Here is a 24,662-nt window from a genome sequence, read left to right as displayed (position 1 = left end):
TTGCGCCTCGAGCCGGCAAGCTACTTCTGCGAGTTGTCGGTTCGTTGCTGAATCGAGGCTAATAATTTTAACGCTTCATTTTCAATCTTTAGTCGTAGGTTTTCGTCTTCTAGTTGGGCAATGTGTTTTTCAGTTTCTGTGAGCTGTTTTACTTGCTTAGGTTTCTTATTAGCCATTCTAGGTGATCGTCCTTTTTGAATAGATAATAACCCATTTGGCCCTAGTTGTGAATAGATCTTCTTCCACGAAACAATTTGGGCAATGCCTGTATAGCCGAACTTAGCAGCCACTTGACTATGAGAAGCGTTATTTTGAATGGCCCATGATGCCACTTTAATCCTAAATTCAGGTGTGATTGCTGGTGGATTAAATAATATATCTGATCCAAAACTTTTGTATGCGGCAATAAGCATGCGAAAGACACTGTTAGCAATACCATATCGAGCAGTAATGCCACGTATGGAATATTTTCCAGACAGATAATCTTGAATTGCCTGAAGTTTAATTTGTTTTGAAATTTTAGTCATAAATAAAACCCCGAAAGTTGCTTTAACTTTCGGGGTACACCACATTAACGGTGTTTTTTAGTGATTAGCTTTGAGTTGACGAACTAGGTTAGCATCAGGCGTGACATAGAGGGTTTGTTGGCCTTCAAAAATCACAAATCCTGGCTTTGCGCCGTTTGGCTTGCGCAATTTACCTGCCGGTAAATAATCAACTGGCACATTGGCAGACTCTCTGGCCTTGCTGAAGTAGGCCGCTAGCTTGGCTGCTTCAAGCAACGTTTCGTCAGATGGCTTTGCGTCACGAATCACAACGTGTGAGCCGGGTATTTTTTGGACGTGTAGCCAGATATCACGCCGATCAGCTTGTTTCAATGACAAACGCTCGTTTTGTAAATTGTTCTTGCCGACTTCAATCAACGTCCCGTCAGAACTGATAAAGCGATCCGGTTGTGAAACCTTTGGCTTTTGCTTGTTCTTTTTGTTGGCACGAATATAACCGCCAGTCGTTAATTCTAAGCGGATATCTTCAACATCTTTGGGTGAGGCAACATCTAACTGTGCCACAATGTTATTGAAATAATCAATTTCGGCATCCGTTAAGGCCATTTGCTCATTGACATAGGCGACGGCTGTGCGTAACTTGCGGTACTTATTAAAGTATTTTTCGGCATTCTTCAACCCATTTAATTTAGGATCGAGTGGAATGGTTAACAGGTTGTTATTGTCGTAATAATTTTCGATTGCGACTGAAGTCATGCCTTTTTCAACGAGGTGTGGGTAGGTAATCAGCAAATCGCCCATCACCTTCAACTCATCAGCGTTTTCGGCATCTTCAAGCGTGGCCAGCAATTTCTTGCGCTTAGCTTGATTTTTCTTGAGTTCGTTTTTAACAACACGTACGAGTGAGCCAGCTTGTTGATTAACCCGTTCGCGCTCGGCTTTACCGATATAATAAGCATCAAGCAGTTCACCTAACGTCTCAAAAGTTGTGATGTCTGCGGCTGGCTGCTGCCAAGGGAAGGCAGCATAGCTGAGCGCACCTTTATCACTGGTAAACAGCGTTGGTGTTGGCGCATCAAAATTGCCTAGCCAATCGTGGGCATGTTGCAAGGGATCACCAGGTTGAGCAATCGCATTAGCTAATGCCGTGGCGGCATCGCGGCTAAAACCTTGATAAGTGGCCTGAATGATTTGTGGCCACTCGTCAGCCGGACGATCTAAAATCATGGGTGCCAAGGTCGCAAAGCCAGCCGTAAATGGGTTTAAGCGATCTTGTGCTGGTGGCATGATATAAGTGGCACCAGGCATGAGTGAGCGTACCCGATTTTGATCAGCTGGCACATGTTTAATCAATTCTAAAATACGTTGATCGTGTTCACGCACTAAGAACAGGTTAGAGTGGCGACCCATCATTTCCAAAGTTAAGCGAATTTCTTCGATGTCACCGAGTTCATTGCGGGCATTGACATAAAAATTAATGATCCGATCGTTGGCAATTTGTTCGATTTTTTGGAGTTTTGCCCCTTCGAGGTAACGACGCAAAAACATCACAAAGTTTGGTGCTGTTTGTGGATTTTCGTAAGGAATCCGTGTGATTTGTGCTCGAGCATAAGTCGGATGGGCACTTAAGAGGAGGGGATAGTTAGTCCCGTTATTGCGCACAACGAGCACAATTTCATTCGGATAGGGTTGGTGGACCTTTGTGATTCGGCCACCGGTCAGTAATGTGTTAAATTCATGCACTAAAGCATGGGTAAATAGCCCGTCTAATGGCATTATAACGTCCTCGTTTTTCTTAATATTGGCCACGTGTGCGCGACTGAAAGGTGTGATATAAAAAAGTCACTTCACACAAATGTTAAAGTGACCAGTCAAGCTTGTAAGTTTAAACAATTTGAGACCCATGAATTTCCGTGACACCTAACGAATCCGCTAAGCGTTGGGCATTGTCAGGGGTGATGCCACCGCCTGGCAAAATGGTGAGGCCGGCAGGGGCCGTATTAACGAGTGTTTGCAGGTGTGGCACACAATCAAAAATCGGTGTTGCAAGTGGACCACCGTGCATTAAAATACGCTTGACGCCCTGGTCAGCTAGCCAAAACATTGCGGCCGGTTGCGCATCAACGGCGATAGCATCAAAAGCCATATGCATGACGACTTCTAAATCTAAGTCAGTTGCCACTTGAATGAGTTGGGCCATGGCTGTTTGATCCAATTGTTGGTCGTGGACGACCCCAAAGGTGACATATTGACCACCAACATCAGCAATTTGTTGGAGACTATCCTGCATTTGTTGTAATTCCAGGTCATTGTAGGCAAAATCGCCTGGCCGTGGCCGAACCATAATAATGACTGGCACATCATCGATTGCCATTAGGGTATCAATAATTGTCCGGGTATCTGGGGTTAACCCACCAACTTCAAGATCGGCACTTAATTCAATACGGTTTGCGCCTTTACGGCGCATCAGTTTGGCGGCTTCGACAGAGTCAACCGCTGCTTCTCTAATTGTAATTGTCATGACACTATTTTACCACATAATCGCAATGTGTTTGTTGTTTGTGTGAAGTTGGACCAATAGCAGGGAAAACAAAAACCCATACCGTAAGGCATGGGTTAATTTGCAATATTACTTCTTTTCAGCAACTTGCTTGCCGTTGTAAACACCAGAAGGTGAAACACGGTGGGCAACACGGTATTCACCAGTTGCTTGATCCAACAAAATGTTAGGAACATTCAAACCGATGTGTCCGCGGCGGTTACGCTTGTGAGACTTAGAGTTCTTGTTTGATGGGGTAGCCATAATGGCACCTCCTTTCGTTTCAATTTATCAACTAGTCAAGTTTATCGAAATTTAACGCTTTTGTCAATAGGTTTTTCAAAAGTCGTGTCAAGTGTTTATACTTGACATCTTAAATTTAGATCAACTTACCCATGTAACGGTTTGGTGTGATGTCAAAGAAATCATAGTCAGCTAGTTCGGCAGTTGATGTAACATGCGCATCAGTACCGAAAGAAAGCATCAAGTTAATTGGGTGTTCGTCAAGGTTACCGTCAAAAACAGACACAACAGGTGTGTTAGAGGCAACAGAATAACCTAATTCCATCGCTGTACCACTGTCTGGATTTTCGGCTTCAAACACAGCAACCGTAATATCTGAGTTATCAATGGCCTTAATATCAGCCTTATAAGTCATGGCACCCCATTCAAAGCCTGGTTCGTTGTTTGATTCACCTAAAGCGACACCGCCATATTGGTGCAAAAGCGGCACGTGAATGTGAGCGATTGAAGGGTTCGCACTTAATTTAATAAAAGCGTCTTTTAGGAGCTCTTCTTGCTTGTCAGAGAACCAACCAGCAGCGAGGTAGACGTTCTTTGCACCTGGCAACTTTTTGCTGTTGTCGACATTGCGATTGATTTCTTCAAGATCTTGAATGAGCTTTGCTTCGTTCATGGTGTTTTCTCCTTGGGATTTTATCCAAATTAACTCGACATAGGCGTCAGTCAACTGTATCATTTTTAACACAATAACTGACCGTGTCTATCTATATATCTTACCGTATATTTGGTAAAATTGAAAATGTCATCACAAGTTGGCATCGGAGTTTAACACGATGGCATATTTTTTATGGTACACTTAATTTATTCAAAAAAATAACGTATAGGAGAAGTGTACAGCACAGCTTTATTGCTGAGCGGTACACAAAAAATACATGTTTCTGATTGATTTCATCCTTCATATTGACAGCCATATTGCCAGTTTGGTTACGCAATTTGGACCATGGACTTATCTTATTTTGTTTACTATTATTTTTGTTGAAACAGGCGCTATCATTATGCCGTTTTTGCCAGGTGATTCTTTACTATTTGCTGCCGGAGCCGTTGCTGCAACGCCAGCGGGAATTGCAGCTGGTCTTAATCACTGGGTGTTTATGGTATTGTTCTTCGTTGCCGCAGTTGCTGGCGACACCTTGAACTTTTGGATTAGTCGAACGGGTGGGGCTAAGTTACTTCAGCATCCGTTCATGCGCCGCTTTATCAAAGAAGAACATATTCGTGAAGCCGAAGGCTTCTTTGAAAAGCATGGGGCGATGGCCATTATTATTGGTCGTTATATGCCAATTGTCCGGACGTTTGTGCCATTGGTGGCCGGTATTAGTCAATTCCCATTCAGCCATTTCTTCAGAAATACATTGATTGCGGCCTTTTCATGGAGTTTCATTGCCACAGGTGCAGGGTACCTATTTGGTAATATTCCATTTGTGAAGGACAACTTCTCAATCATCATTATTGGTATTGCCTTTGTGACAATCTTGCCAACAATTATCAGTATTATCCGTTCAATGGTGATTAACCACCGCGCTAAGCAAATTGCAAAAGAAAATGACAACAAGTAAAGCTGCCGCCAGGTGGCTTTTTTTATTGCAGTGACACTGAGACGTGAGTTAGCTATGTACGCCCAAACGGGCATGCGTGTGTTTAGTTACTTGTTTGGGAATTAATGATTTTAGCGTCCATCGACGGGGCGGTTACTTTATCGCCTTGATCTGTTTGATAGGCTTCGATCCCTTCAATCACACCGGAAAAAGTCACTTGTTGACCTTCTGATAGGTTTGAACCGCTCAGCAAATCTTGATCCACGTCAACAATCAATAGGTTGTTGGGGTTGTCATTGACTGCAAGCCGAACTTTATCATCACCATCAGTTGGCACAATTTTGACCACTTTACCGCTAAATTGCATTTTTTCGCCAGCAAAATTAGCTGGGGCGTGGGCAACTTGCTCATACGTGATGTCTGTGTGATAGGCAATGGGTTCATTATTGCTAATGTTAGGTGACACCTCAGTTATCGTATGAATATTATCATCAGGTTCCACATCGACATCAATTTCAGAGTCTTGATTAGTGCTACTGTCATCATCAGATGTGATAGCTAAGTTGTCAGACTTTGCGACATTTGAGGATAAGCCCCGGGCCATCTCGGCCCCAACATCGGCCCCAACATCGGCCCCACATGAGGTCACTAAAAGTATCAGACTCATCACAAGTGTTGTGATCAATACGCGTCCGCTGACGCTACTGTCACGCTGTTTAACTTTGTCGATCACAAAAATGATCAATAGAACAAAAAATGCCACCAATGCGATCAAGGTTATGATCCAAAGTAAAGATAACATTCCTCTCATATTCTCACTCCCAAAGCCTTTTAATGTGGTTGCTCAGCACATGATGATAGGCTATTGTTAAACGTTAAGCAATTCATCGAAAATTATTCAGGTTATGTTGCGATAACATAACCTGAAGATGCGCTTATAACGCTACAACAAGCCATTATACTACCGTATTTGATCAGCCGTCAACTGGCTTTAGCTCGGGTGAATTAGGGATGATAATGCCTATTATGGTGCTGTTTTTCTAGCATAGGGTGAGGTGTTTTTTAGACAATTTTGTGACAAAAATACAATAAATGTGATAAATTTTAGATACAGCGCATGGTGCGTTGACCCAACATGAATTACGCCTGTTGATCGGTCGCAAGACTGTCTAAAACTACTTTCTTTCACACAAATTTCCACATTTTGTAATTCATGCTGGGTTTTTGGAGAATCATGGGTCACGATGACAATGCCTGTCAATCGTGACTTTTTTTATAGGCACATCGTGATCAGTGCTATAATTTAAGGAGTGACTATAAAGATTGGGGAAAGTTGTGACCCAACGGGCAAACGTTCGTGTCGCAACGCTGTATCATAAAAATGAATAATATTGAAAAATTACAACAATTAACACACATTACCACACAAGAAATTGCGGACGCCTTGGATGTTAACGCTGATTTGGTCAAAGAATGGCAAGATGATGCCAGTTTGCCAACGATTGCGGAACTGGAAGCTTTAGTCGGTATTTTTTCAAGTCAACTCGATGCCCAAGGCATTGAAGCCCAAACCAAATCACATCCGATTCACATTCGTTTGTCGATTGATTACTTGTTGAATCTTGGTTTGACAATGTCAGATTGGATCACGTTAAAGTGGGCTGTGGAAGGTCAGTGGCAAGGCGATCAACTTGTGGTTGGTTTCTTCCATAACGGCAAACTTACCCGTGTGGTGGTTTCTGATGACGAATTTGTCGCTGCCTTTGCAGGATATTTGATTTTGCAAACGGAAGGCGAATTTGAACCTTATATTGATGAATTTGATGATGATAAAGTCTATGATTGGCGCTTGTTACGGCTACATGGGGACGATTACCACGATGTTACCCGTGAGTTAATCGCAACAGACTTACCGGAGATAAAAGCATGACGGAAAATGTCATTTTGGCAACGGATGCCTATAAATTAACCCATCATTTACAGTATCCTGCCCAGTTAACAAAATTATATTCTTATGGCGAAGCGCGCGTTGGCGGCCAATATGAACAGGTGAGTTGGTTTGGCTTGCAAATGATTTTAGACGCCTATTTCCGCCAACCCATCACGGATGAGATGATCGATGAAGCGGCTCGTGTGAGTGAACTCACGTTTGGCACAGCAGCCTTTTTTAATCGCTCAGTTTGGGAAAAAGTCCGTGATCTGGGTTATTTCCCCGTTAAAATTAAAGCATTACCTGAAGGTATGACAGTGCCAGTGGGCAATGCGCTCTTTACGATTGAGTCAACGGCTGATTGGTTTGCCACTAGTTTGAACGCGTTAGAAGACGTTTTGATGCATGTGTGGTATCCAACAACCATTGCCACGAATTCAATGGTCATTCGGCAACGGTTAACGCCATTATTTGAACAATCGGGTACGCCAGCCAATGTGTCGCTGGCAGTTAATGATTTTGGGTTGCGTGGCGCGACGTCATTAGAATCTGCTAAACGAGGTGGTGCTGCCCATTTATTGCACTTCCGTGGCTCTGATAACATGGCAGCTTCGGCGTATTTTGACTTAGTTTATGGCGTGCCTGGACGGGCTTTGTCTGTCTGGGCAACGGAACATTCGGTGGCGACGTCATATGGTGCTGACGCCGGTGAATTCGCCTATGTCCATGCGCAATTGGATCGGGCACCGGATGATGCTATTTTATCCATTGTCATCGATTCATACGATGCGCTCAATTTTGTGAAAAATGTGATTGGGTCACCGGAAATTAAAGCACGGATTATGGCACGTGAAGGCCGAATTGTTCTCAGACCAGATTCTGGAGATCCACTAACCATTGATTTGCAAGTACTCGACCTGCTTGCTGAAATTTTTGGGACGACGACAAATGACAAGGGTTATCGCGTTTTGCAACATAATGTCGGCATTATTCAAGGCGATGGCATGAAAGCAGACACAATTATTGCCCTTTATGAAGCTTTGATGGCCGCTGGTTGGTCAGCGGATAACTTGGTGGTTGGCTCTGGTGGTGGTTTGTTACAAGAAGGCTTTACCCGAGACACCGCACGCTTTGCTATCAAAGCAGCCTATGCGGAGACCGCCACTGGTGAGCACATCAACATTCAAAAGAAGCCTAAAACGGATGCCACAAAAGCGTCAAAAGCTGGACTACTTAAAGTGATTCGCCGAGATGGCCAAATTGTCACAGTATCACAAAGCGAACCAGGAGAAGATCTCTTGACAACCGTTTATGAGAATGGCGTTTTTGCCCCCGTTGATGGGCAAGCGATAATACAACGTGCCCAAGTGTGAGGAATGATCTTGAATTACCAATTTAAAAAAGCCAGTGACATCACAACGGATGTCACAGTCGAACAACTAGACATCAAAGCTGCTGCGCAAGCTTATCGTGAACGCGATCAACGTGACCACAAGCCTAAAAGTGAAATGAGTCAAGCGCTCGTTGGCCGTGGCGTACAAGCGCTTGGCACAGAGGCAGCAATCGGTAAAGATGAACGTAAGGCTAAAGTACTCGCCTTGTTTAACGCCGGGATGACAAGTTATATTGATTTAGCTTTTGAAATGAATTTATCAGAAGCAACAATCCAAAAATATGGCAAAGAATTAGGATTAACTTTCATTGACACGCCATATTAAATTAAAAATTTGACATTTTTAAATGCGTAAGCTATTATAATAACAACATAAAATTTAATTTCACATAGAGGTTGCGATTGACAGGAGTCGCTTATCTGAATTGTTGTAGCAATTGGGAGGGTAAGTCAAAGGGGAAATCGCCGAAATGAACGAACACTACAAAGTTGGTTTGTTGGGCTAATGGTTAAGAACTATTAGACTGTCGTTAGAAATAACGGTGAGCTATGGAAACTGTCAAAAATGCAAGCTTTAGAAGCCTTTTGTCCGTGACCATGTCTCGAACAGAAGGCTTTTTATGTTATCAATTAGGGCATCGTTAAGGTGGAGAAGGTATATGAATTATTCAACAAACGCACAAGCACATTTGACCATTGACGGTGTTGATGCCGTCACATTGGCCGACACTTATGGCACACCGTTATATGTTTACGACGTCTCTAAAATCCGTCAAACGATGCGTGCGTTTAAAGCAATTTTTGAGCGCGAAGCTGTCCCTTATGTTGTGAGTTATGCCTCAAAGGCATTTTCAACGAAGGCCATTTATCAAGTTGCCCAGCAAGAGGGTATCCACGCAGATATTGTCTCGGGTGGTGAATTATACACGGCTCTGGCAGCAGGTTTTCCAGCAGCACATTTGAGCTTTAATGGCAATAATAAGAGTTGGGATGAGCTAAGCATGGCGGTGCGTGCTGGCGTGGGCACGATTATTGTTGACAATTTCTTAGAATTGCAATGGTTATCAGAAATTGCTGCTGCGCACCAAGTACAACAAGCTATTTTACTGCGTATTTCGCCAGGCATTTCAGCACATACCCATGAATTTATTAGTACTGGTCAGCAAGATTCTAAATTTGGCTTTGATTTATTAACTGGTCAAGCAAAACGTGCTTACGAGATTGCACGGTTGGATACAAACCTTGTTTTACGTGGCTTACATGCACACATCGGGTCACAGATTTTTGATGTCACGGGCTTTGAAAAGAACGCAGCTTTACTTGCCGATACAGCTCATAGTTGGGGTTGGACGCCAGCCGTTATTAACGTTGGTGGTGGTTTTGGGATTCGGTATACCGATGATGATACGCCATTGCCTGAAAGTGACTATGCTGCAGCAATCATTGCCACGCTGAAAGCAAAAGCTGAAGCATTTGCCTGGCCAATGCCGGAAATTTGGATTGAGCCAGGGCGTTCGATTGTTGGGCCAGCCGGGCAAACACTTTATACAATTGGGTCACGCAAGAATATTCCGGATTTACGCCAGTATCTTGCCGTTGACGGAGGCATGGGGGATAATATTCGACCAGCCCTTTACCAAGCGAACTACGATGCGGTGTTAGCCAATGATCCCAATGCGCCAACGACTGAAGTTGTGCGGGTTGCTGGTAAATATTGCGAATCAGGGGATGTTTTAGTTTGGGAGCAAGCGCTACCGCAAACCAAACCTGGCGACATCTTAGCCGTTCAAGCAACTGGCGCCTATGGTTATGCCATGGCTTCCAATTACAACCGCAATCCACGACCAGCAGTAGTTTTCGTGGAAAATGGCGCACATCAATTGGTTGTGGCACGGGAAACTTATGCTGATATTGTCGCGTTAGATCGTGACTACGACCTTGCCAACACACCAGAATAATCAAAAGAGGATAAAAACATGACAACGACAGAAAATGCAGCCCAAGAATTGATTGATTTCATCGCCAATGCCAAAAAAGTCACGCCGGTGAAGGTGACTTATAAAGGGGTCTTAGCCGGTGAAATTCCGGTAACGGTGCAACAATTTGGCGGGGTGTCATTTGGACAACTGATCGGCGATTGGGCTGATATTGCGCCACTGATTGCTAATTTACCAGCTGAAAATGTTTATATTGAAAATGATGCACGGCATTCAGCTGTCCCATTGCTCGACAAAAAGGCTGTGAATGCCCGTATTGAGCCAGGGGCAATTATTCGAGATCAGGTCACAATTGGGGATAATGCCGTCATTATGTTAGGCGCAGTCATCAACATTGGTGCAGAAATTGGGGCCGGCACGATGATTGACATGGGTGCCATCTTAGGCGGTCGTGCGATTGTGGGTAAGAACTCACACATTGGCGCTGGCGCCGTCCTAGCTGGGGTGATTGAACCCGCTTCAGCAGAACCTGTCCGTGTTGGCGACAACGTATTGGTCGGGGCAAACGCCGTTGTCATTGAAGGGGTTCAGATTGGTGACGGTGCCGTGGTTGCGGCTGGCGCCATTGTGACCAAAGATGTGCCAGCTAATACTGTAGTGGCTGGTGTACCGGCGAAAGTAATCAAAAAAATTGATGCCCAAACCCAACAGAAAACAGCTTTAATTGATGCTTTGAGAGGACTATAATGCAGGACACAGCAGACATTTCATCGGCCATACGGACCTATCGACGCGACTTACATGCAATTCCCGAATTGGCCTTGGCAGAATACAAAACGCATGATTATTTGTTAAAGCAACTCAAATCTTGGCAAAATGACACAATGACCATTCGAACGGTTGATGCCTTACCAACGGCTATTTTGGTGCGTATACAAGGAACGGCCCCACAGCGAACAATTGGTTATCGGGCAGATATTGATGCGTTGCCAGTGACAGAAGCAACAGAGCTACCATTTGCGTCAATGCATCCGGGTAAAATGCATGCGTGTGGGCACGATGTGCATATGAGTATTGCCTTAGCTATTGTGCAATATTTCAGTCAGCATCAGCCCAAAGATAATTTGATTGTCTTCTTTCAACCGGCTGAAGAAGCGATGAGTGGTGGAAAATTAGCTTATGATCTCGGGTTATTTACAGGCGAGTGGCGACCAGATGAATTTTATGGGATCCATGATCAGCCTGATTTACCAGCAGGGGTGTTGAGCACACGGCCAGGGACTTTGTTTGCCGGAACGGCTGAACTGAAGGTTACGATTCATGGTCAAGGTGGCCATGCGGCTTACCCCCATTTGGTCAAAGACCCGATTGTCGCTGCTGCAGAATTAATTTTGCAACTGCAAACGGTGGTGTCGCGTTCGGTTGATCCCATGCAAGGTGGGGTGGTGAGCATTGGGGTGATTAATGGTGGGATTGCTAATAATGTGATTCCCGATGCTGTGCATTTTGAAGGAACTGTCCGGAGTATGACGCAAGCGGGCCTTGACATCATGATTCGTCGTATTCGTCAAATTATTGATGGTGTTGCCTTGGCCAATGATTTAGAGATTGCGGTTGAACTAGAAAGTGGCAGTTATTTACCAGTTGAAAACGATCCAGTCTTGGCACAACAAATGATGACGTTTCTGCAGCAGGCAGATAATATTGACTTCCAAGTGGCGCAACCAGCCATGACTGGTGAAGATTTTGGTTATTTGTTGCAGCACATCCCCGGCGTGATGTTGTGGCTTGGTGTCAATGATACCCATCCCTTACATAGTCCAGAACTATCAATTGATGAAGCAGCGCTGGTCCCCGGATTTGAAGCCTTAAAAGACTTTTTAATTTGGCGGATGACAGTTGCAGCGTAAGCCTTAGTAACCAGTGCTTGGAATTTTTAGAGGAAAAGTTATGTACGAAAATATTCAGCTGATCACGGCAGTGGTCACACCATTTGATCATGCCGGCCAAATTGATTATGCCGCACTGACGAAAGTGATTGACCACTTGTTGGCGCATGGCACACAAGGTCTTGTTATTGCTGGGACAACTGGTGAGTCCCCAACTTTGACCCATGATGAAAAGTTGGCCGTTACAGAATTTATTGCCAGTTATGTTGGTGATCGTGTCTTATTGATTGCGAATGCGGGAACCAATAATACGGCAGAATCTGTTGAAATGGCGCGTGAATTAAGTGCCATTTCAGGTATCGATGCTATTTTGGCTGTGACCCCCTATTACAATAAGCCAAGCCAATCAGGGATGATTGCCCATTTTAGTGCCATTGCTGATGCCGCGACAAAACCCGTCATGCTGTATAATATTCCCGGTCGTTCTGCCGTTGGTTTGACGGTTGATAGTGTCGTGCAGTTGGCACAACACCCCAATATTAATGCTATTAAGGAAACCACGTCGGCGGAATTTATCGGGGCAGAAGTTGAATTGACTCAGCACGAGGATTTTGCCGTTTACACCGGTGAAGACGCGCAAACTTTAGCCGCATTTAGTCTGGGGGGTGCCGGGACAATTTCTGTTGCAGTACACCTATATGGGGATGAGATGACGGCCTTATTTACAGCTATGTTGGCCGGTGATTGGCGGCAAGCTGGTCAAATCCAGCGTCAATTAACGCCTAAAATGACGGCTTTATTTCATTGGCCATCCCCCGCACCGGTGAAGGCTAAGTTGGCTGAACAAGGCTTGTTGCACAACATCACTCGGCTGCCGATTCAACCTTTAACAGCTGAGGAAACCAAACAATTAACGACACGATTGGAGGCAAGGGCATGACGCGGGTTATTTTGGCCGGGGGCTTTGGTAAATTAGGCCAAGCCATTCAAACTGGTTTAATGGATTCAGCGTTTGAAATTGTGGGGATTTTAAGTGGGCACGCACATGACAGTGCCTACCCGGTTTGGACAACCTTATCAGAAATTGATCAACCAGCAGATATTTTTTTGGATGTGAGTACGCCAGCAACGGTGTATGACAATGCTGTGTGGGCGATTGCACATGATATGGCCGTTGTCATTGGTGCGACGGGACTAACGGATGACCAAGTAGCTGATTTACGCGAACGTGCAGCTGGTGGACGTGGGGTATTGATTGTCCCTAATTTTAGTTTGTCAGCGGTGTTACTCATGCAATTTTCCGAGTTAGCAGCGCGGTATTTTCCGGATGTCGAAATTGTTGAAGCGCATAATCCTAAGAAAATCGATGCCCCTTCGGGGACAGCTGTGACAACAGCTAAGCGCATTGCGGCTGCACGGCAACGTGACCCGGAGCCAACAACGACAGGGCCAGCACGTGGTGAAGTGATTGACGCTGTTCCCGTACATGCGCTGCGCTTACCAGGCTATATTGCACAACAAACCGTGTATTTTGGTGGTCTGGATGAACAATTGACCTTGAGCCAAAGTACGACGAGTCGTGCGGCGTTTGTGCCAGGGGTACTGCGTGCTTTACAAGGCGTAACCCAGATGAGCGGCTTGGCAATTGGCCTTGATCATGTGCTTTAATTGTGGTGGCTGGTTATTTTTTAACATATTTTGAGCAATTATCGAATGGATTGCGTACAATAGTAATATGAAAAAAATTACGAAAATCGCAACCCAAAAGCAAGCAGGACGCTACAGTATTGACTTAGACAACGTTTTTGCTTTCGGCGTTGCAGAAAGTGTCTTGATTAAATACGGTTTAGCCAAGGGCCGAGAATTAGATGATGCCTTAATTGCACAAATCAGATATGATGATGCCATTGCCAAGGCACTGAATACAGCGTTAAATTATTTGGGCCATGCGTTACGGACTGAAAAACAAATCCGTCAAAAATTGTCGGATCAACAAGTGACTGAGACGATTCAAGATGCCGTATTGGCACGATTAAAAGAGTTAGGTTATGTTGATGATTTCAACTATGCCAAACATTACGTGGCAACTAAAAAGCGCTTGTCACCCAAAGGGCCGGTGGCGATTAGTTTGGCATTACAGCAAGCGGGGGTACCAGCATCAGCGATTACCCAAGCACTGGCAACTTATACAACAGCTGAACAGCTAGCCGTTGGGGAACAACTCGCGCTAAAATTAGCCCAACGCTATCAACGTGAAGCCACACGTGCTAAACAACAAAGGATTGTCCAAGCGCTCATACAAAAAGGCTTTTCGTTTGATATTGCCCAGACCGTTGTGGCGCAGATTGATTTTGCTAATGATGAAGACACAGAACGTGCCAACGTGATTCGGCAAGCTGAAAGGCTGTGGTATCGCTATCGCAATGTCACTGAGTCGGAACGACAATATAAAGTTAAAAATAAACTTTACACCAAAGGCTTTTCGGCAGAATGGATTGACGTGGCTCTTCAAACCGTTACCCAAAGTGATGCGCTGACAGAATTTTCTGAGTAAAGATAAAGGCTGTCTTTGGCACTCTTTTGGTAAAGTGCTTGTAGTCTATCATTTACGTATAATATTTGATACAATGAAATAGCATTCGGTGTTAGAAGAGTAGGTACGATCATGAGTTTTGATAAGTCAAGTCGCGGGCCACGCGAAGGTGATTTCATCACGATCAAAAGTTATAAGCATGACGGCTCGTTGCATCGAACTTGGCGCGATACCATGGTTTTAAAAACCAGTGAAAATGCAATCATTGGATTAAACGATCATACTTTAGTGACAGAAGACGACGGACGACGGTGGGTGACACGTGAACCGGCAATTGTCTATTTTCATAAAAAGTATTGGTTTAATATTATTGCCATGATTCGTGATAATGGGGTATCGTATTACTGTAATTTAGCGTCACCCTTTGTCTTAGATAAAGAGGCGCTAAAGTATATTGATTACGATTTAGATGTCAAAGTTTTCCCTGATGGGGAAAAACATTTGTTGGACGCTGATGAATATGCAGCGCACAGCAAAAAATGGCATTATCCACCAGAAATCGATAAGATTCTGAAGGCACATGTTAAGATTTTAGTTGACTGGATCAACGAAGGCACGGGCCCTTTTTCACAAGGATATGTCGATGTTTGGTATACAAGATACCAACATTTGATGCAACAGCGACTTAAAGATCGTCGTTGATAAAGCAAGTAGCACGTCAGAAATGACGTGCTTTTTGTATGCTAAAATAGACAGTATGATGAGAAATTAACGTCACACAGATGTGTGTTAAAGTGATGAAAAGAGGCGTAAATGGCGGTAACAATTTATATGGCGCATGCCCAGGCTGATTTACGGGGTGCGTTATTGGCAGATGCTCAGAAAAAATTAGCGCAAGATGCAGCAACCACAGTATATTATATCGTGCCCAACCACGTTAAATTTGATAGTGAAGTGACGGTTTTACAACGGCTGGCGCAACAAAATGGCTATGATCCTCAGTCAGATTTGTATGCACAAAGCCGTTTACAAGTCTATTCCTTAACCCGTTTAGCTTGGGCATTACTCAAAGACATGCCCAATCAGCAGCCAGATATTGTGCAAAATACTGGGTTATTTATTATGGTGTCCGATATTTTACGTGAGTACGCGCCACAATTACCAATTTTTGCTCGAATGCAGGCAAAACCAGGTTTTATCGCCGCTTTAGTGACCCAACTGGTTGAGTTGCGCGCGAGTCGCATTACGCCTCAAGATTTGTTACAAATTTTGAATGACACAACGGATGATGCGACGTTTTTACGACAGACATTGGCTGCCAAACTCAGAGACTTAGCGATTGTAGCCGATGCGTTGGCTGTAAAAATGGGCACTGACCGCATGACACCGTTGGAAGTGTTACCATTTTTAGCGACGCAATTGGCCCAACATCCCCTTGAAAATGTGGCCTTTTATTTTGAAGGGTTCAACGGGTTTACGAGTGCCGAATGGCAAGTGGTGCAACAATTAGTGCAACGCTATCCTGTGACAATGGCCTTGTTAGGTGATGGGGACCAATTAGGTCGGCAACAACCAGGGGATGTTTTCTTCAAACCGATGACAACAGCCCAAGAAATCATGCGCTTGGCAAAGCAAGCCCAGCAGCCGGTGGGACTTGAACAGCCACAGACCAGACGCACCCTCAGTCAAACAAGTGCGCAATTATTGACAGCTTGGACTCATCTTGGCGAATACCGATCATATCAAGCCGATCAACCAGCGCTGGACTTGTCGGTGTTTGCTGCGGAAAATCCCATCGTTGAGATTCAGGAAGTGGGGCGACGTATTCGACGCCTGTTATTAGCCGATCCTGATTTGCACTTGCGCGATATTTTGATTTTGGCGCGTGACCTCACGCCATACACCGATCATATCCCTGAAGTCATGGCGCAATTAGAATTGCCTTACTTTTTGGATACCGACCAAAAAATGGTTAATCATCCTTTAGTGGAATTGTTGTTGAATTTGCTCATGCCAACGCATGAACGTTTGCAATACCAAAATGTCATGGCAATTTTAAAAACGAGTCTTCTGCGACCGTTTCAAGATCAAGTATTAGTGCCGGAAGCTGAATTTTTTGATGTGGTGAGTTATTTTGATAATTATCTATATGCCAATAAGCCATTTGAAGCACGGTGGCGGAATTTAGACCAACCCTTTGAATTGTTTACAATGACAGATGAGGTTGCTGATGATGATGTCACCTTAGAAACGGCAGATCAACAGATTAATCGGCGTATTGAAACCTTACGTCGGTTTATTTTGGCGGCCTTTGATGCGTTACAAGAAAGTTTTGATCACGCTAAAACGATGCGGGAAGCGGCAACCGGCTTGGTCATGTGGTTGCAAAAGTATCATGTAACAGATGCCATTTTGGCACAGCGTGATCAGTATCTTGCGGCCGGTGAGCTTGCCCGCTCTCGGCAAGGCAGTGAAGTTTGGCAACTGTTCACGGCCACGCTAGATGAATTGGTCGCCATTGATGGGGATGCAGCGTTTGACCTCGCGCAATTTAAAGCGATTTTAACGGCTGGGTTTGCGGGCGCCAAATTCTCTGGGATCCCCAATCATTTAGATCAACTGACCATTTCTGAAGCTGGGATTGTGCAAAGTAACCGCTATCGGCATCTATTTTTTATTGGGGGGACACGGACAAACCTACCGGCACAAGCTAAGACGACGGCTTTGATCAATGATGCTGAGCGTTTGATTGTCCAACCAGCCTTACAAGCCGGTGAGCAACCGAAATACCTACAAAACACTGCGCAACAACAAATGGCCGAAGAAAATTTGCTATTTTATGGTGCTTTGTCATCGGCTAATACCAGCGTTACTTTGTCTTATCCAGTCCTTGATAGTGCGGGGAAAATTGCGGATATGTCGCCATTTTATCAACGACTCGTCTCGACGTTCCAAACACCAGTTGACAAAATCACACGAGTACCAGCAGATAGTGCGGCATTGTTGAAAAATTACACAAGTACGCCACGAGCAACCTTGTCTGAATTAGTGAAATTAATTCCTACTTATCAACAGTCGTCGGCGTTTAAGGCCTTACAAAATGCCATTAGTATGACGCAACAAGAGCGATTAGAACGGGTGTTATCCGCACCAAATTATCGCAACCAAACAGAAATTTTACGTCCTGAATTTGTTCAGTCCTTATTTGGTCAGCAGTTAAATGTGTCCATTTCGCAATTGGAAAGTTATTATAATAATCCGTTGGCTTATTTTTTGCAGTATGGGTTACGGCTTAAAGAGCGCACGACCAACGAACTGAATGTGGCCCAAACGGGAACGTTATACCATGCCGTGTTAGAACAAGTGATCCGCGAGTTGATCCAGCGGCAGGTGAGTTTACGCGATGTGACAACAGACGACTTATTAGACCTTGTCTCACAGGCCATGACCGCTGAATTGTCGCTACCAGTGTATCAATTACTGGCGACTAATGGGAAAATGCGGGCAGTGCGTGACCATTTAGCCAAAATTAGTCGACAACTCATGCTAAACTTGCAACAAGCTGCCCGTGCTAATGGGTCTTATCCACAAGCAGTGGAACAGCTCTTTGGCTTTCCGGTTAAGGGTTCATTGCCAGCGCTAGAATTTTCTGGCCGACGGGGGCCAATTAAAGTCCGCGGTAAAATTGATCGGTTAGATCGTCAAGATCCCAATGGCGTGTTTGGGACGATTATTGACTACAAATCTAACGGAAAACAATTTGATTGGGCGCAAGCATTTGACGGGGTACAAATGCAATTGCTGACTTATTGGCAGGCCGCGCAAAAAAATACGGAAGCGCTTGGTGTTGAAGCCATTGGCGGTGCCTTTTTTGCTAAAATCGCGCCGGAACGCCGCCGCATTGCCGACTTTAAGGGCGATGTTGATGCTTTGTTGGCAGGTCAGGTGCCACCGGAAATTTTCAAATATCGTGGGTTATTTGTGGCGGAGCCAGATTATCTCGATAGTTTGGAACTGCTGGATGACGGTGAAGCCGCGCTATTTTATCAGCTGAAAAAGAAGAAAGATGGGCAATTGTATGCGACGAGCGATTTTGTCGAAGCAGACGATTTTGGCTTATTGTTGCAACACAATGCTGAAAATATCACACAAGCTGGCGACCACATTTTAGGTGGTGAATTTCCTTTGTTGCCAACAATGGGGAGCTTGCAGTACACACCGTATACCGATATTTTACGTTTTGATCGCTCATTGGGTGATCGTTATCGGCCTGAATCTCCCAAGGGAAAAACAGCCATTTTAAAGATTTTGCAAGAGGAGACGGCAGATGAGCACGACATTCACAGTTAACCAACAACGTGCAGTTGATGATACAGGGCACAATATTTTAGTTGCCGCATCAGCGGGCTCTGGGAAAACGACGGTTTTAATTGAACGTTTGATTCAGAAAATTTTAAACGGGGCCAGTGTGACCAACTTTTTAATTGTGACCTTTACCAATGCGGCAGCGCAAGAAATGCGGGAACGTTTAGAGGTAGCGATTGAAAAACGGCTGCCAGCAGTTGATGCAGCAACCAAACGCTTTTTACAAGAACAGTTGTTACTTTTACCAGCGGCCAATATTTCAACCATTGACGCTTATGCGTTACGTTTGATTGAAAATTATTATCATGTCATCGGGTTGGATCCACAATTCCGATTGCTTTCGGATACAGCCGAACGTGATATGTTACGCCAAGATGTTCTCGCTCAAGTTTTGGCGGCGTTCTATGAAGAAGACCACGAACATCACGCCGATTTTTTGGCCTTAGTTCATAATTTTGGGCAACCAGGACAAGATGATGCGTTACAAGACATTATCTTAAAACTCACGGATTTTGCAGAAGCACGGCCTGATGGTGCCGCGTGGTTAGCTCAACTCGCTGACAATCAGTTAGATTTGACAACGGCGATTACGCAATCTGACCTGTACCAACAACATATCCTACCAACGCTGACAACCACTATCACACCGCTATTGGCAGCGGTTAAAGATGCCCAAGTTCTGGTGTCCGGGGCGCCAGAACTGAAGAAAACAACGCTTGCGTTGGCCACAATACAAGACTATTTGCAACAAGTGCAGACAATGGCCACTAGTGCGCAATGGGATGATCTCCGCCAGATGCTGTTACAGCCACCTAAGGTGAGTTTGGAAACGAAGGCCAGCAAAGGCGTGGCGGATGAGCCAGAACTTTTGGCTATTTTGGCCCAAGCTGTCGCGGTTAAAAACCAAGTGATTGGCGCCAAATCACAGTTAAAGCAACTCACGGAGACGTTTTTCCGGTTCACTCAAAGCCAGTGGCAAACGATCACTGACGCCTCACAACAACTCGTTGCGACGCTAGTTTTGGTGACCCAGACGTTTCGGACGGCGTTTACTGATGCGAAGCGTGCCGCTCAATTAGTGGACTTTCCTGATTTAGGTGCCTTAGCATTAGAGATATTAGCCGATACGGCAACCCGTGAAACGATTCAGAGTCAGTTTGATGAAATTTTGGTCGATGAGTATCAAGATATTAACCAATTACAAGAAACCTTACTGACACAAGTTGCCAATGGTCATAATATGTACATGGTTGGTGATGTCAAACAAAGTATTTATGGTTTTCGCCAGGCGGAACCGTCGCTATTTACGCATAAATATAAACAGTTTGCGCAAGCCGACAACGATAATCAGCGAATTGAATTAGCCGATAATTTCCGGTCACACAATAATGTCACGGCCATGACCAACTTAATTTTCACACAGCTCATGGATGAAAAATTAGGGGACATTGCGTATTTGGGCGAAGCTAAGTTGGTACCAAAAGCTGACTATCCAGCCAGTGTACCGCCGGTCTTTTCAGTGGACATTATTACTAAGCAGGCACAGGCAGCTGAGCCAACAGAAGCTGACGAGACGGTGGAAAATTTTGAAAAACGACAGGCCCAGTATGCCCGAGTAGCTGAAAAGATACTGGCATTGCGGGAAACGACGATTTATGACCGTAAGGCAACGCCGGCGGGGATGCGGCCAGTACAATACGGGGATATTGCGATTCTGACCCGCTCAAAGGCTGGCTATATTGACTTAGTAGCGAGTCTGCGCGCCGCTGGTATTCCGGTGCAAGTGGATGCGGTAGGGAATTATTTTCAAACCATGGAAGTTTATCTGATGCTGGATGTTTTGCGGGTCATTGATAATCCCCACCAAGATATTCCGTTAGTGGCTGTATTACGGTCGCCAATGTTTGGGTTAACGGAAAATGACCTGGCCGAGATTCGATTAGCGGATCAACAGCATGATTTTTGGACGGCTTTAACAACCTATGCGACAACGCATCCGGCTGCGCAAAAAATTATCGACCAAATTGGAAAATGGCATCAACTCGCGATTCAAAATGATTTAGTGACGTTGATTTGGACGATTTTTGATGATACGGCGTGGCTCGATTACGTGGCGGGGATGCCGGGTGGCGGTCAGCGGCAAGCGAATTTGCATGCGCTCTATGCCTATGCCCGAACTTATCAAAACAATACAAATGCTGGCTTATTTCGGTTTGTCCGGTATATCGAACAATTACAGCAAAATGATGGTCAGTTGGGCGAAGCACCCCAAGAAGCAGACGAGCAAGCAGTGCGTGTTATGACCATTCATGCCTCAAAAGGGCTAGAATTCCCCATTGTATTTATCCCAGAATTCGATAAAGCCTTTAACACCAAGGATTTAAAGGGGAAAGTCTTGCTGCAAAAAAATGCCGGTATCGGGATTAATTATCTACAGCCAGATGCCTTGGTAAGCATGCCAACTTTGCAACAATTGGTCGTCCAACAAGCACTCAAACGCCAGAGTTGGTCAGAAGAAATGCGCCTGCTGTATGTGGCTTTGACCCGTGCTGAACAACAATTACACCTTATCGGGAGTGCGTCTGTTAGTGAAACGGGTCAAAGCGCAGCGTTACAAACGTTATGGCAACGGGCTAAAAATACTACGGGCCAATTTTTGGGAGAAGATTTACGTCTGACGGCGAAATCTTACCTCGATTGGTTAATTTTGGCTCTTGCCCGCACACAAGAACCAACGTTGGAAGCTTGGTTGGGTGAAGGGGACAAACCACGTCTTCTAGGACCAGAAACCACGCAAACGGGTCAATTGACAGTGAATTTAATACCGGAAGCAACCATTCATTTACCAACGGATAACACGACGCCAACTGAGGTGGCAACGCCGAATAGTCAAGATTACGATGCCAAAGATTTCCAGGCGGCGCAAGCCATGTTGGGCTATCAGTATCCGAATATGGCGGCGACCCAGACGGCGGCGTATCAATCTGTCAGTGAGATGAAACGATTATTTGAAGATCCTGACCGTAAGCAAATGGTCTCCTTGACAGTGGCGGAAAATGGACAGCTGTCCCCAGCCAATGATTTAGTGCCAGAAAATTTAACGTTACCAACGTTTATGACGGATGGGTCACAACAACCTTCAAGTGCTGCCATTGGGACGGCAACGCACTTAATGTTGCAATTGTTAGATTTTATCGTACCGCAAACACGTGAGTCATTGGCGGTGCTGCGGGACCAACTGGTGGCTAATGGACGGATGACGCAACCAGTCGCTGACTTAATTAATTTAGATCAAATTTTACAATTCCTAGCGACACCGTTTGCACAACGGGTCATGCAACATGCAGCAACCTTAACGCGTGAAGCGACGTTTGCCATGATCATGCCAGCTAACCAGATTTATCAAGGGTTGGCAGATCCGGCACCGGTGTTGGTTCACGGAATTATTGATGGCTACTTTATTGATCATACGACCCAATCAATCACGCTTTTTGATTATAAAACGGATTATATCCGACCAGATCGTATGACAGAAGATCTGGCCAAGTTAGCCCAACGTTATCGCGGTCAGCTCCGTTTATATCAGCAAGCCTTACAACAAGAATATCCAACTTATACTTTCCATGCCCCACAGCTCGTGGCCTTGAGCGTTGGTCGCGTGGTGAGTTTGGGTGTACAATAAACACATGATAGATGCGATTCAGATACAATTTAAAAAAGCCCCAGTAACAGTTAGTCTCGTGGCGATCAGCCTTGCGATATTTGTGGTGGAGGTCATCATGGGCCATGGGCAAACAACTAACGGGCAATTATTAGTTGCGCTGGGCGCCAAGTGGGGACCAGCGATTGCCATTGATCACCAGTATTGGCGATTACTCACGCCAATTTTTTTACATGCTGGTTGGTTACACATTATCACCAACATGTTAACGCTTTGGTTTATTGGCCCCTTAGCAGAAGCGGCCTTTGGTCACCGCAAATTTTTAGGCTTGTACTTATTTGGTGGCGTGGTGGGTAATATCATGTCCTATCTTTTCGCACCCTTGACGGTGTCTGTCGGTGCTTCCACTGCCTTGTTTGGGTTGTTTGGTGGTTTGCTGATGTTTGCCAGTCAATTTCGGCATGATCCAGAAATTCGTGCACAAGGGACAACCTTGTTACTCTTTGTCGGTTTGAATTTGGTGACGGGTTTTGGCGCCAATGGTGTTGATATGTGGGGCCATATTGGTGGCCTGATTGGTGGGATGATGTTTGCTGTCATGGCCGGATTTTACGGACGTTCAGGGAAGTTTCCGCTGTATATGCGTTGGACACTTGTTGGGGTGAGTGGGTTGTTAGTGCTCCTAACATGGTTATCAAAAGGTGGTATGGGATGAAAAACTTTTATGATATTTTGACGTATCTCAAGCGTTTTGGGGTTTACATTCATGTTGGCAAGCGTTTGTGGGATATTGAAGTGGCCGCATTGGAAGTGGATAATTTGTATAAAGCTGATGTGATTGACCGGCAGGAATATGCACGAATGAAGATTATTTTAGTGCATGAGCATGAACAAGAAGTCGCCAATCCGAGTGACTAAAGTGCATGAAAATTGTTTTGAAAACTATGAAAACGCTTGCATATCGTCGGTGTTTTCTGTTAGAATAAATGGGTAATAAATTTCTTAGGAGGAAATGTATGTGGCTCGGTAGGGCATGTGAGTGACCTACCATATTGGCGACATACACCAAAAAACAATGGCTAAAGATAAGCTCATCGGTGTTGACCTTGGTGGGACAACAATTAAATTTGCAATCTTGACTGATGCAGGTGAAATTCAACAGAAGTGGTCAATTAAGACAAACATTTTTGATGAAGGGTCACACATTGTACCAGACATTATTGCGTCAATTAATCACCATCTTGACTTGTACCAATTGGATCGCGAACGTGTGATTGGTATTGGGATGGGAACACCTGGTACGGTTAACCGTGAAACAGGAACAGTCACTGGTGCCTTCAACTTGAACTGGAAGACAGAACAACCCGTTAAGGCTGATATCGAAGCTGGTACTGGTTTGCCTTTGACGCTTGACAACGATGCCAACGCTGCTGCACTTGGTGAAGCCTGGAAGGGTGCCGGTAACAATGATAAGGATGTGTCATTCGTGACACTTGGTACTGGTGTTGGTGGTGGTTTGGTTGCCAATGGGCAATTGATTCACGGTACAGCCGGTGCTGGTGGTGAAGTTGGTCACGTGGTTGTTGAACCAAATGGTTACTTGTGCACATGCGGTAACCGCGGTTGCTTGGAACAATATGCCTCAGCAACAGGTGTTGTACACTTGGCACAAGATTTTTCAGAAGCTTACGTTGGTTCATCAAAGTTGAAGCAATTGATTTCTGACGGTGACGAAGTGACATCAAAGATTGTCTTTGACTTGGCAAAAGATGGTGACTTCTTGGCAAATGAAGTGGTGGATAAGGTGGCTTACTACCTTGGTTATGCCACAGCGGCAATGTCAAACATTTTGAACCCATCAGCCGTTGTTATCGGTGGTGGTGTGGCTGCAGCTGGTGAATTCTTGCGCGCACGTGTCGAAAAGAACTGGCAAACATTTGCTTTCCCAACTGTTCGGACATCAACGCGTGTTAAGTTGGCCGAATTGGGTAATGATGCCGGTGTTATTGGTGCCGCTTCATTAGCACGTGCCTAAAAAATAACTCAAATGAGATGCCAAAGACAACCGTTA

General features: G+C 44.9%; 22 protein-coding genes and 1 riboswitch. Of the genes, 16 read left to right on the top strand and 6 right to left on the bottom strand.

What is annotated here, in order from left to right; translation table 11 throughout:
- Positions 1-20: 20 nt before the first annotated feature.
- From A9176_RS08240 to A9176_RS08220, 5 genes are all read right to left on the bottom strand, one after another.
- Positions 21-527 (bottom strand): transposase, encoded by a 507-nt coding sequence (locus A9176_RS08240; protein WP_077281831.1) that lies wholly within the window; start codon positions 525-527, stop codon positions 21-23.
- 57 nt (positions 528-584) lie between these two features.
- On the bottom strand, positions 585-2,282 hold the full coding sequence (locus tag A9176_RS08235; RefSeq protein ID WP_077283149.1) for an NFACT RNA binding domain-containing protein: 1,698 nt from the start codon (positions 2,280-2,282) through the stop codon (positions 585-587).
- A gap of 109 nt (positions 2,283-2,391) precedes the next feature.
- Positions 2,392-3,027, bottom strand: a complete 636-nt coding sequence (locus A9176_RS08230) for a copper homeostasis protein CutC (protein WP_077283147.1) — start codon at positions 3,025-3,027, stop codon at positions 2,392-2,394.
- 108 nt (positions 3,028-3,135) lie between these two features.
- A complete protein-coding gene (gene rpmF, locus A9176_RS08225) occupies positions 3,136-3,309 on the bottom strand; it encodes a 50S ribosomal protein L32 (protein WP_010000541.1) in 174 nt (57 codons plus the stop codon).
- A 115-nt stretch (positions 3,310-3,424) separates the two neighbouring features.
- Positions 3,425-3,961, bottom strand: a complete 537-nt coding sequence (locus A9176_RS08220; RefSeq protein WP_010004677.1) for a nucleoside 2-deoxyribosyltransferase — start codon at positions 3,959-3,961, stop codon at positions 3,425-3,427.
- Between the two features lie 259 nt (positions 3,962-4,220).
- Here A9176_RS08220 and A9176_RS08215 point away from each other — a divergent pair, with 259 nt between their 5' ends.
- Positions 4,221-4,904 (top strand): VTT domain-containing protein, encoded by a 684-nt coding sequence (locus tag A9176_RS08215; protein WP_077283145.1) that lies wholly within the window; start codon positions 4,221-4,223, stop codon positions 4,902-4,904.
- An 82-nt stretch (positions 4,905-4,986) separates the two neighbouring features.
- On the opposite strand, the gene A9176_RS08210 is transcribed toward A9176_RS08215, so the two are convergent.
- Positions 4,987-5,550: a hypothetical protein gene (locus tag A9176_RS08210; RefSeq protein ID WP_157093708.1), complete on the bottom strand. Its 564-nt coding sequence runs from the start codon at positions 5,548-5,550 to the stop codon at positions 4,987-4,989.
- Between the two features lie 714 nt (positions 5,551-6,264).
- Between A9176_RS08210 and A9176_RS08205 the strand changes: the two genes are divergently transcribed.
- The 15 genes from A9176_RS08205 (at position 6,265) to A9176_RS08135 (ending at position 24,626) form a co-directional block, all read left to right on the top strand.
- On the top strand, positions 6,265-6,813 hold the full coding sequence (locus A9176_RS08205; RefSeq protein ID WP_077283141.1) for a transcriptional regulator: 549 nt from the start codon (positions 6,265-6,267) through the stop codon (positions 6,811-6,813).
- Positions 6,810-8,186 (top strand): nicotinate phosphoribosyltransferase, encoded by a 1,377-nt coding sequence (locus A9176_RS08200; protein ID WP_077283139.1) that lies wholly within the window; start codon positions 6,810-6,812, stop codon positions 8,184-8,186. The genes A9176_RS08205 and A9176_RS08200 overlap by 4 nt, the downstream gene beginning before the upstream one ends.
- A 3-nt stretch (positions 8,187-8,189) precedes the next feature.
- The gene (locus A9176_RS08195) at positions 8,190-8,531 is read left to right on the top strand and encodes a hypothetical protein (protein ID WP_242943222.1); all 342 of its coding nucleotides are present in this window, start codon (positions 8,190-8,192) and stop codon (positions 8,529-8,531) included.
- A gap of 57 nt (positions 8,532-8,588) precedes the next feature.
- A riboswitch (Lysine riboswitch) is annotated at positions 8,589-8,764 on the top strand.
- 101 nt (positions 8,765-8,865) lie between these two features.
- The gene (gene lysA, locus A9176_RS08190; protein ID WP_077283137.1) at positions 8,866-10,164 is read left to right on the top strand and encodes a diaminopimelate decarboxylase; all 1,299 of its coding nucleotides are present in this window, start codon (positions 8,866-8,868) and stop codon (positions 10,162-10,164) included.
- A gap of 18 nt (positions 10,165-10,182) precedes the next feature.
- A complete protein-coding gene (gene dapD, locus A9176_RS08185; protein WP_029509722.1) occupies positions 10,183-10,890 on the top strand; it encodes a 2,3,4,5-tetrahydropyridine-2,6-dicarboxylate N-acetyltransferase in 708 nt (235 codons plus the stop codon).
- Positions 10,890-12,053, top strand: a complete 1,164-nt coding sequence (locus tag A9176_RS08180; RefSeq protein WP_077283135.1) for an N-acetyldiaminopimelate deacetylase — start codon at positions 10,890-10,892, stop codon at positions 12,051-12,053. Before dapD ends, A9176_RS08180 begins: the two co-directional genes overlap by 1 nt.
- Before the next feature lie 40 nt (positions 12,054-12,093).
- The gene (dapA, locus tag A9176_RS08175) at positions 12,094-12,972 is read left to right on the top strand and encodes a 4-hydroxy-tetrahydrodipicolinate synthase (RefSeq protein WP_077283133.1); all 879 of its coding nucleotides are present in this window, start codon (positions 12,094-12,096) and stop codon (positions 12,970-12,972) included.
- Positions 12,969-13,700, top strand: coding sequence for a 4-hydroxy-tetrahydrodipicolinate reductase (dapB, locus tag A9176_RS08170; RefSeq protein WP_077283131.1), 732 nt, complete (start codon positions 12,969-12,971; stop codon positions 13,698-13,700). The genes dapA and dapB overlap by 4 nt, the downstream gene beginning before the upstream one ends.
- Before the next feature lie 67 nt (positions 13,701-13,767).
- A complete protein-coding gene (gene recX / locus A9176_RS08165) occupies positions 13,768-14,586 on the top strand; it encodes a recombination regulator RecX (RefSeq protein ID WP_077283129.1) in 819 nt (272 codons plus the stop codon).
- 111 nt (positions 14,587-14,697) lie between these two features.
- Entirely contained in the window at positions 14,698-15,267 is a 570-nt protein-coding gene (gene ntdP, locus A9176_RS08160) for a nucleoside tri-diphosphate phosphatase (protein WP_010002498.1), read from the top strand.
- A gap of 111 nt (positions 15,268-15,378) precedes the next feature.
- Positions 15,379-18,915, top strand: a complete 3,537-nt coding sequence (locus A9176_RS08155) for a PD-(D/E)XK nuclease family protein (protein ID WP_077283127.1) — start codon at positions 15,379-15,381, stop codon at positions 18,913-18,915.
- Positions 18,893-22,612 (top strand): helicase-exonuclease AddAB subunit AddA, encoded by a 3,720-nt coding sequence (addA, locus tag A9176_RS08150; RefSeq protein ID WP_077283125.1) that lies wholly within the window; start codon positions 18,893-18,895, stop codon positions 22,610-22,612. The genes A9176_RS08155 and addA overlap by 23 nt, the downstream gene beginning before the upstream one ends.
- A 4-nt stretch (positions 22,613-22,616) precedes the next feature.
- Positions 22,617-23,306: a rhomboid family intramembrane serine protease gene (locus A9176_RS08145; protein WP_077283285.1), complete on the top strand. Its 690-nt coding sequence runs from the start codon at positions 22,617-22,619 to the stop codon at positions 23,304-23,306.
- A complete protein-coding gene (locus tag A9176_RS08140; protein ID WP_010004506.1) occupies positions 23,303-23,509 on the top strand; it encodes a YqgQ family protein in 207 nt (68 codons plus the stop codon). Before A9176_RS08145 ends, A9176_RS08140 begins: the two co-directional genes overlap by 4 nt.
- A 157-nt stretch (positions 23,510-23,666) precedes the next feature.
- On the top strand, positions 23,667-24,626 hold the full coding sequence (locus A9176_RS08135) for an ROK family glucokinase (RefSeq protein WP_029509730.1): 960 nt from the start codon (positions 23,667-23,669) through the stop codon (positions 24,624-24,626).
- The last annotated feature ends 36 nt before the right edge of the window (positions 24,627-24,662 follow it).

It is taken from the genome of Leuconostoc garlicum, from assembly GCF_001998805.1.
GTDB lineage: Bacteria > Bacillota > Bacilli > Lactobacillales > Lactobacillaceae > Leuconostoc > Leuconostoc lactis.
The sequence above is the reverse complement of the archived record's forward strand: the minus strand, read 5'-3'. Positions and strand labels throughout refer to the sequence as shown.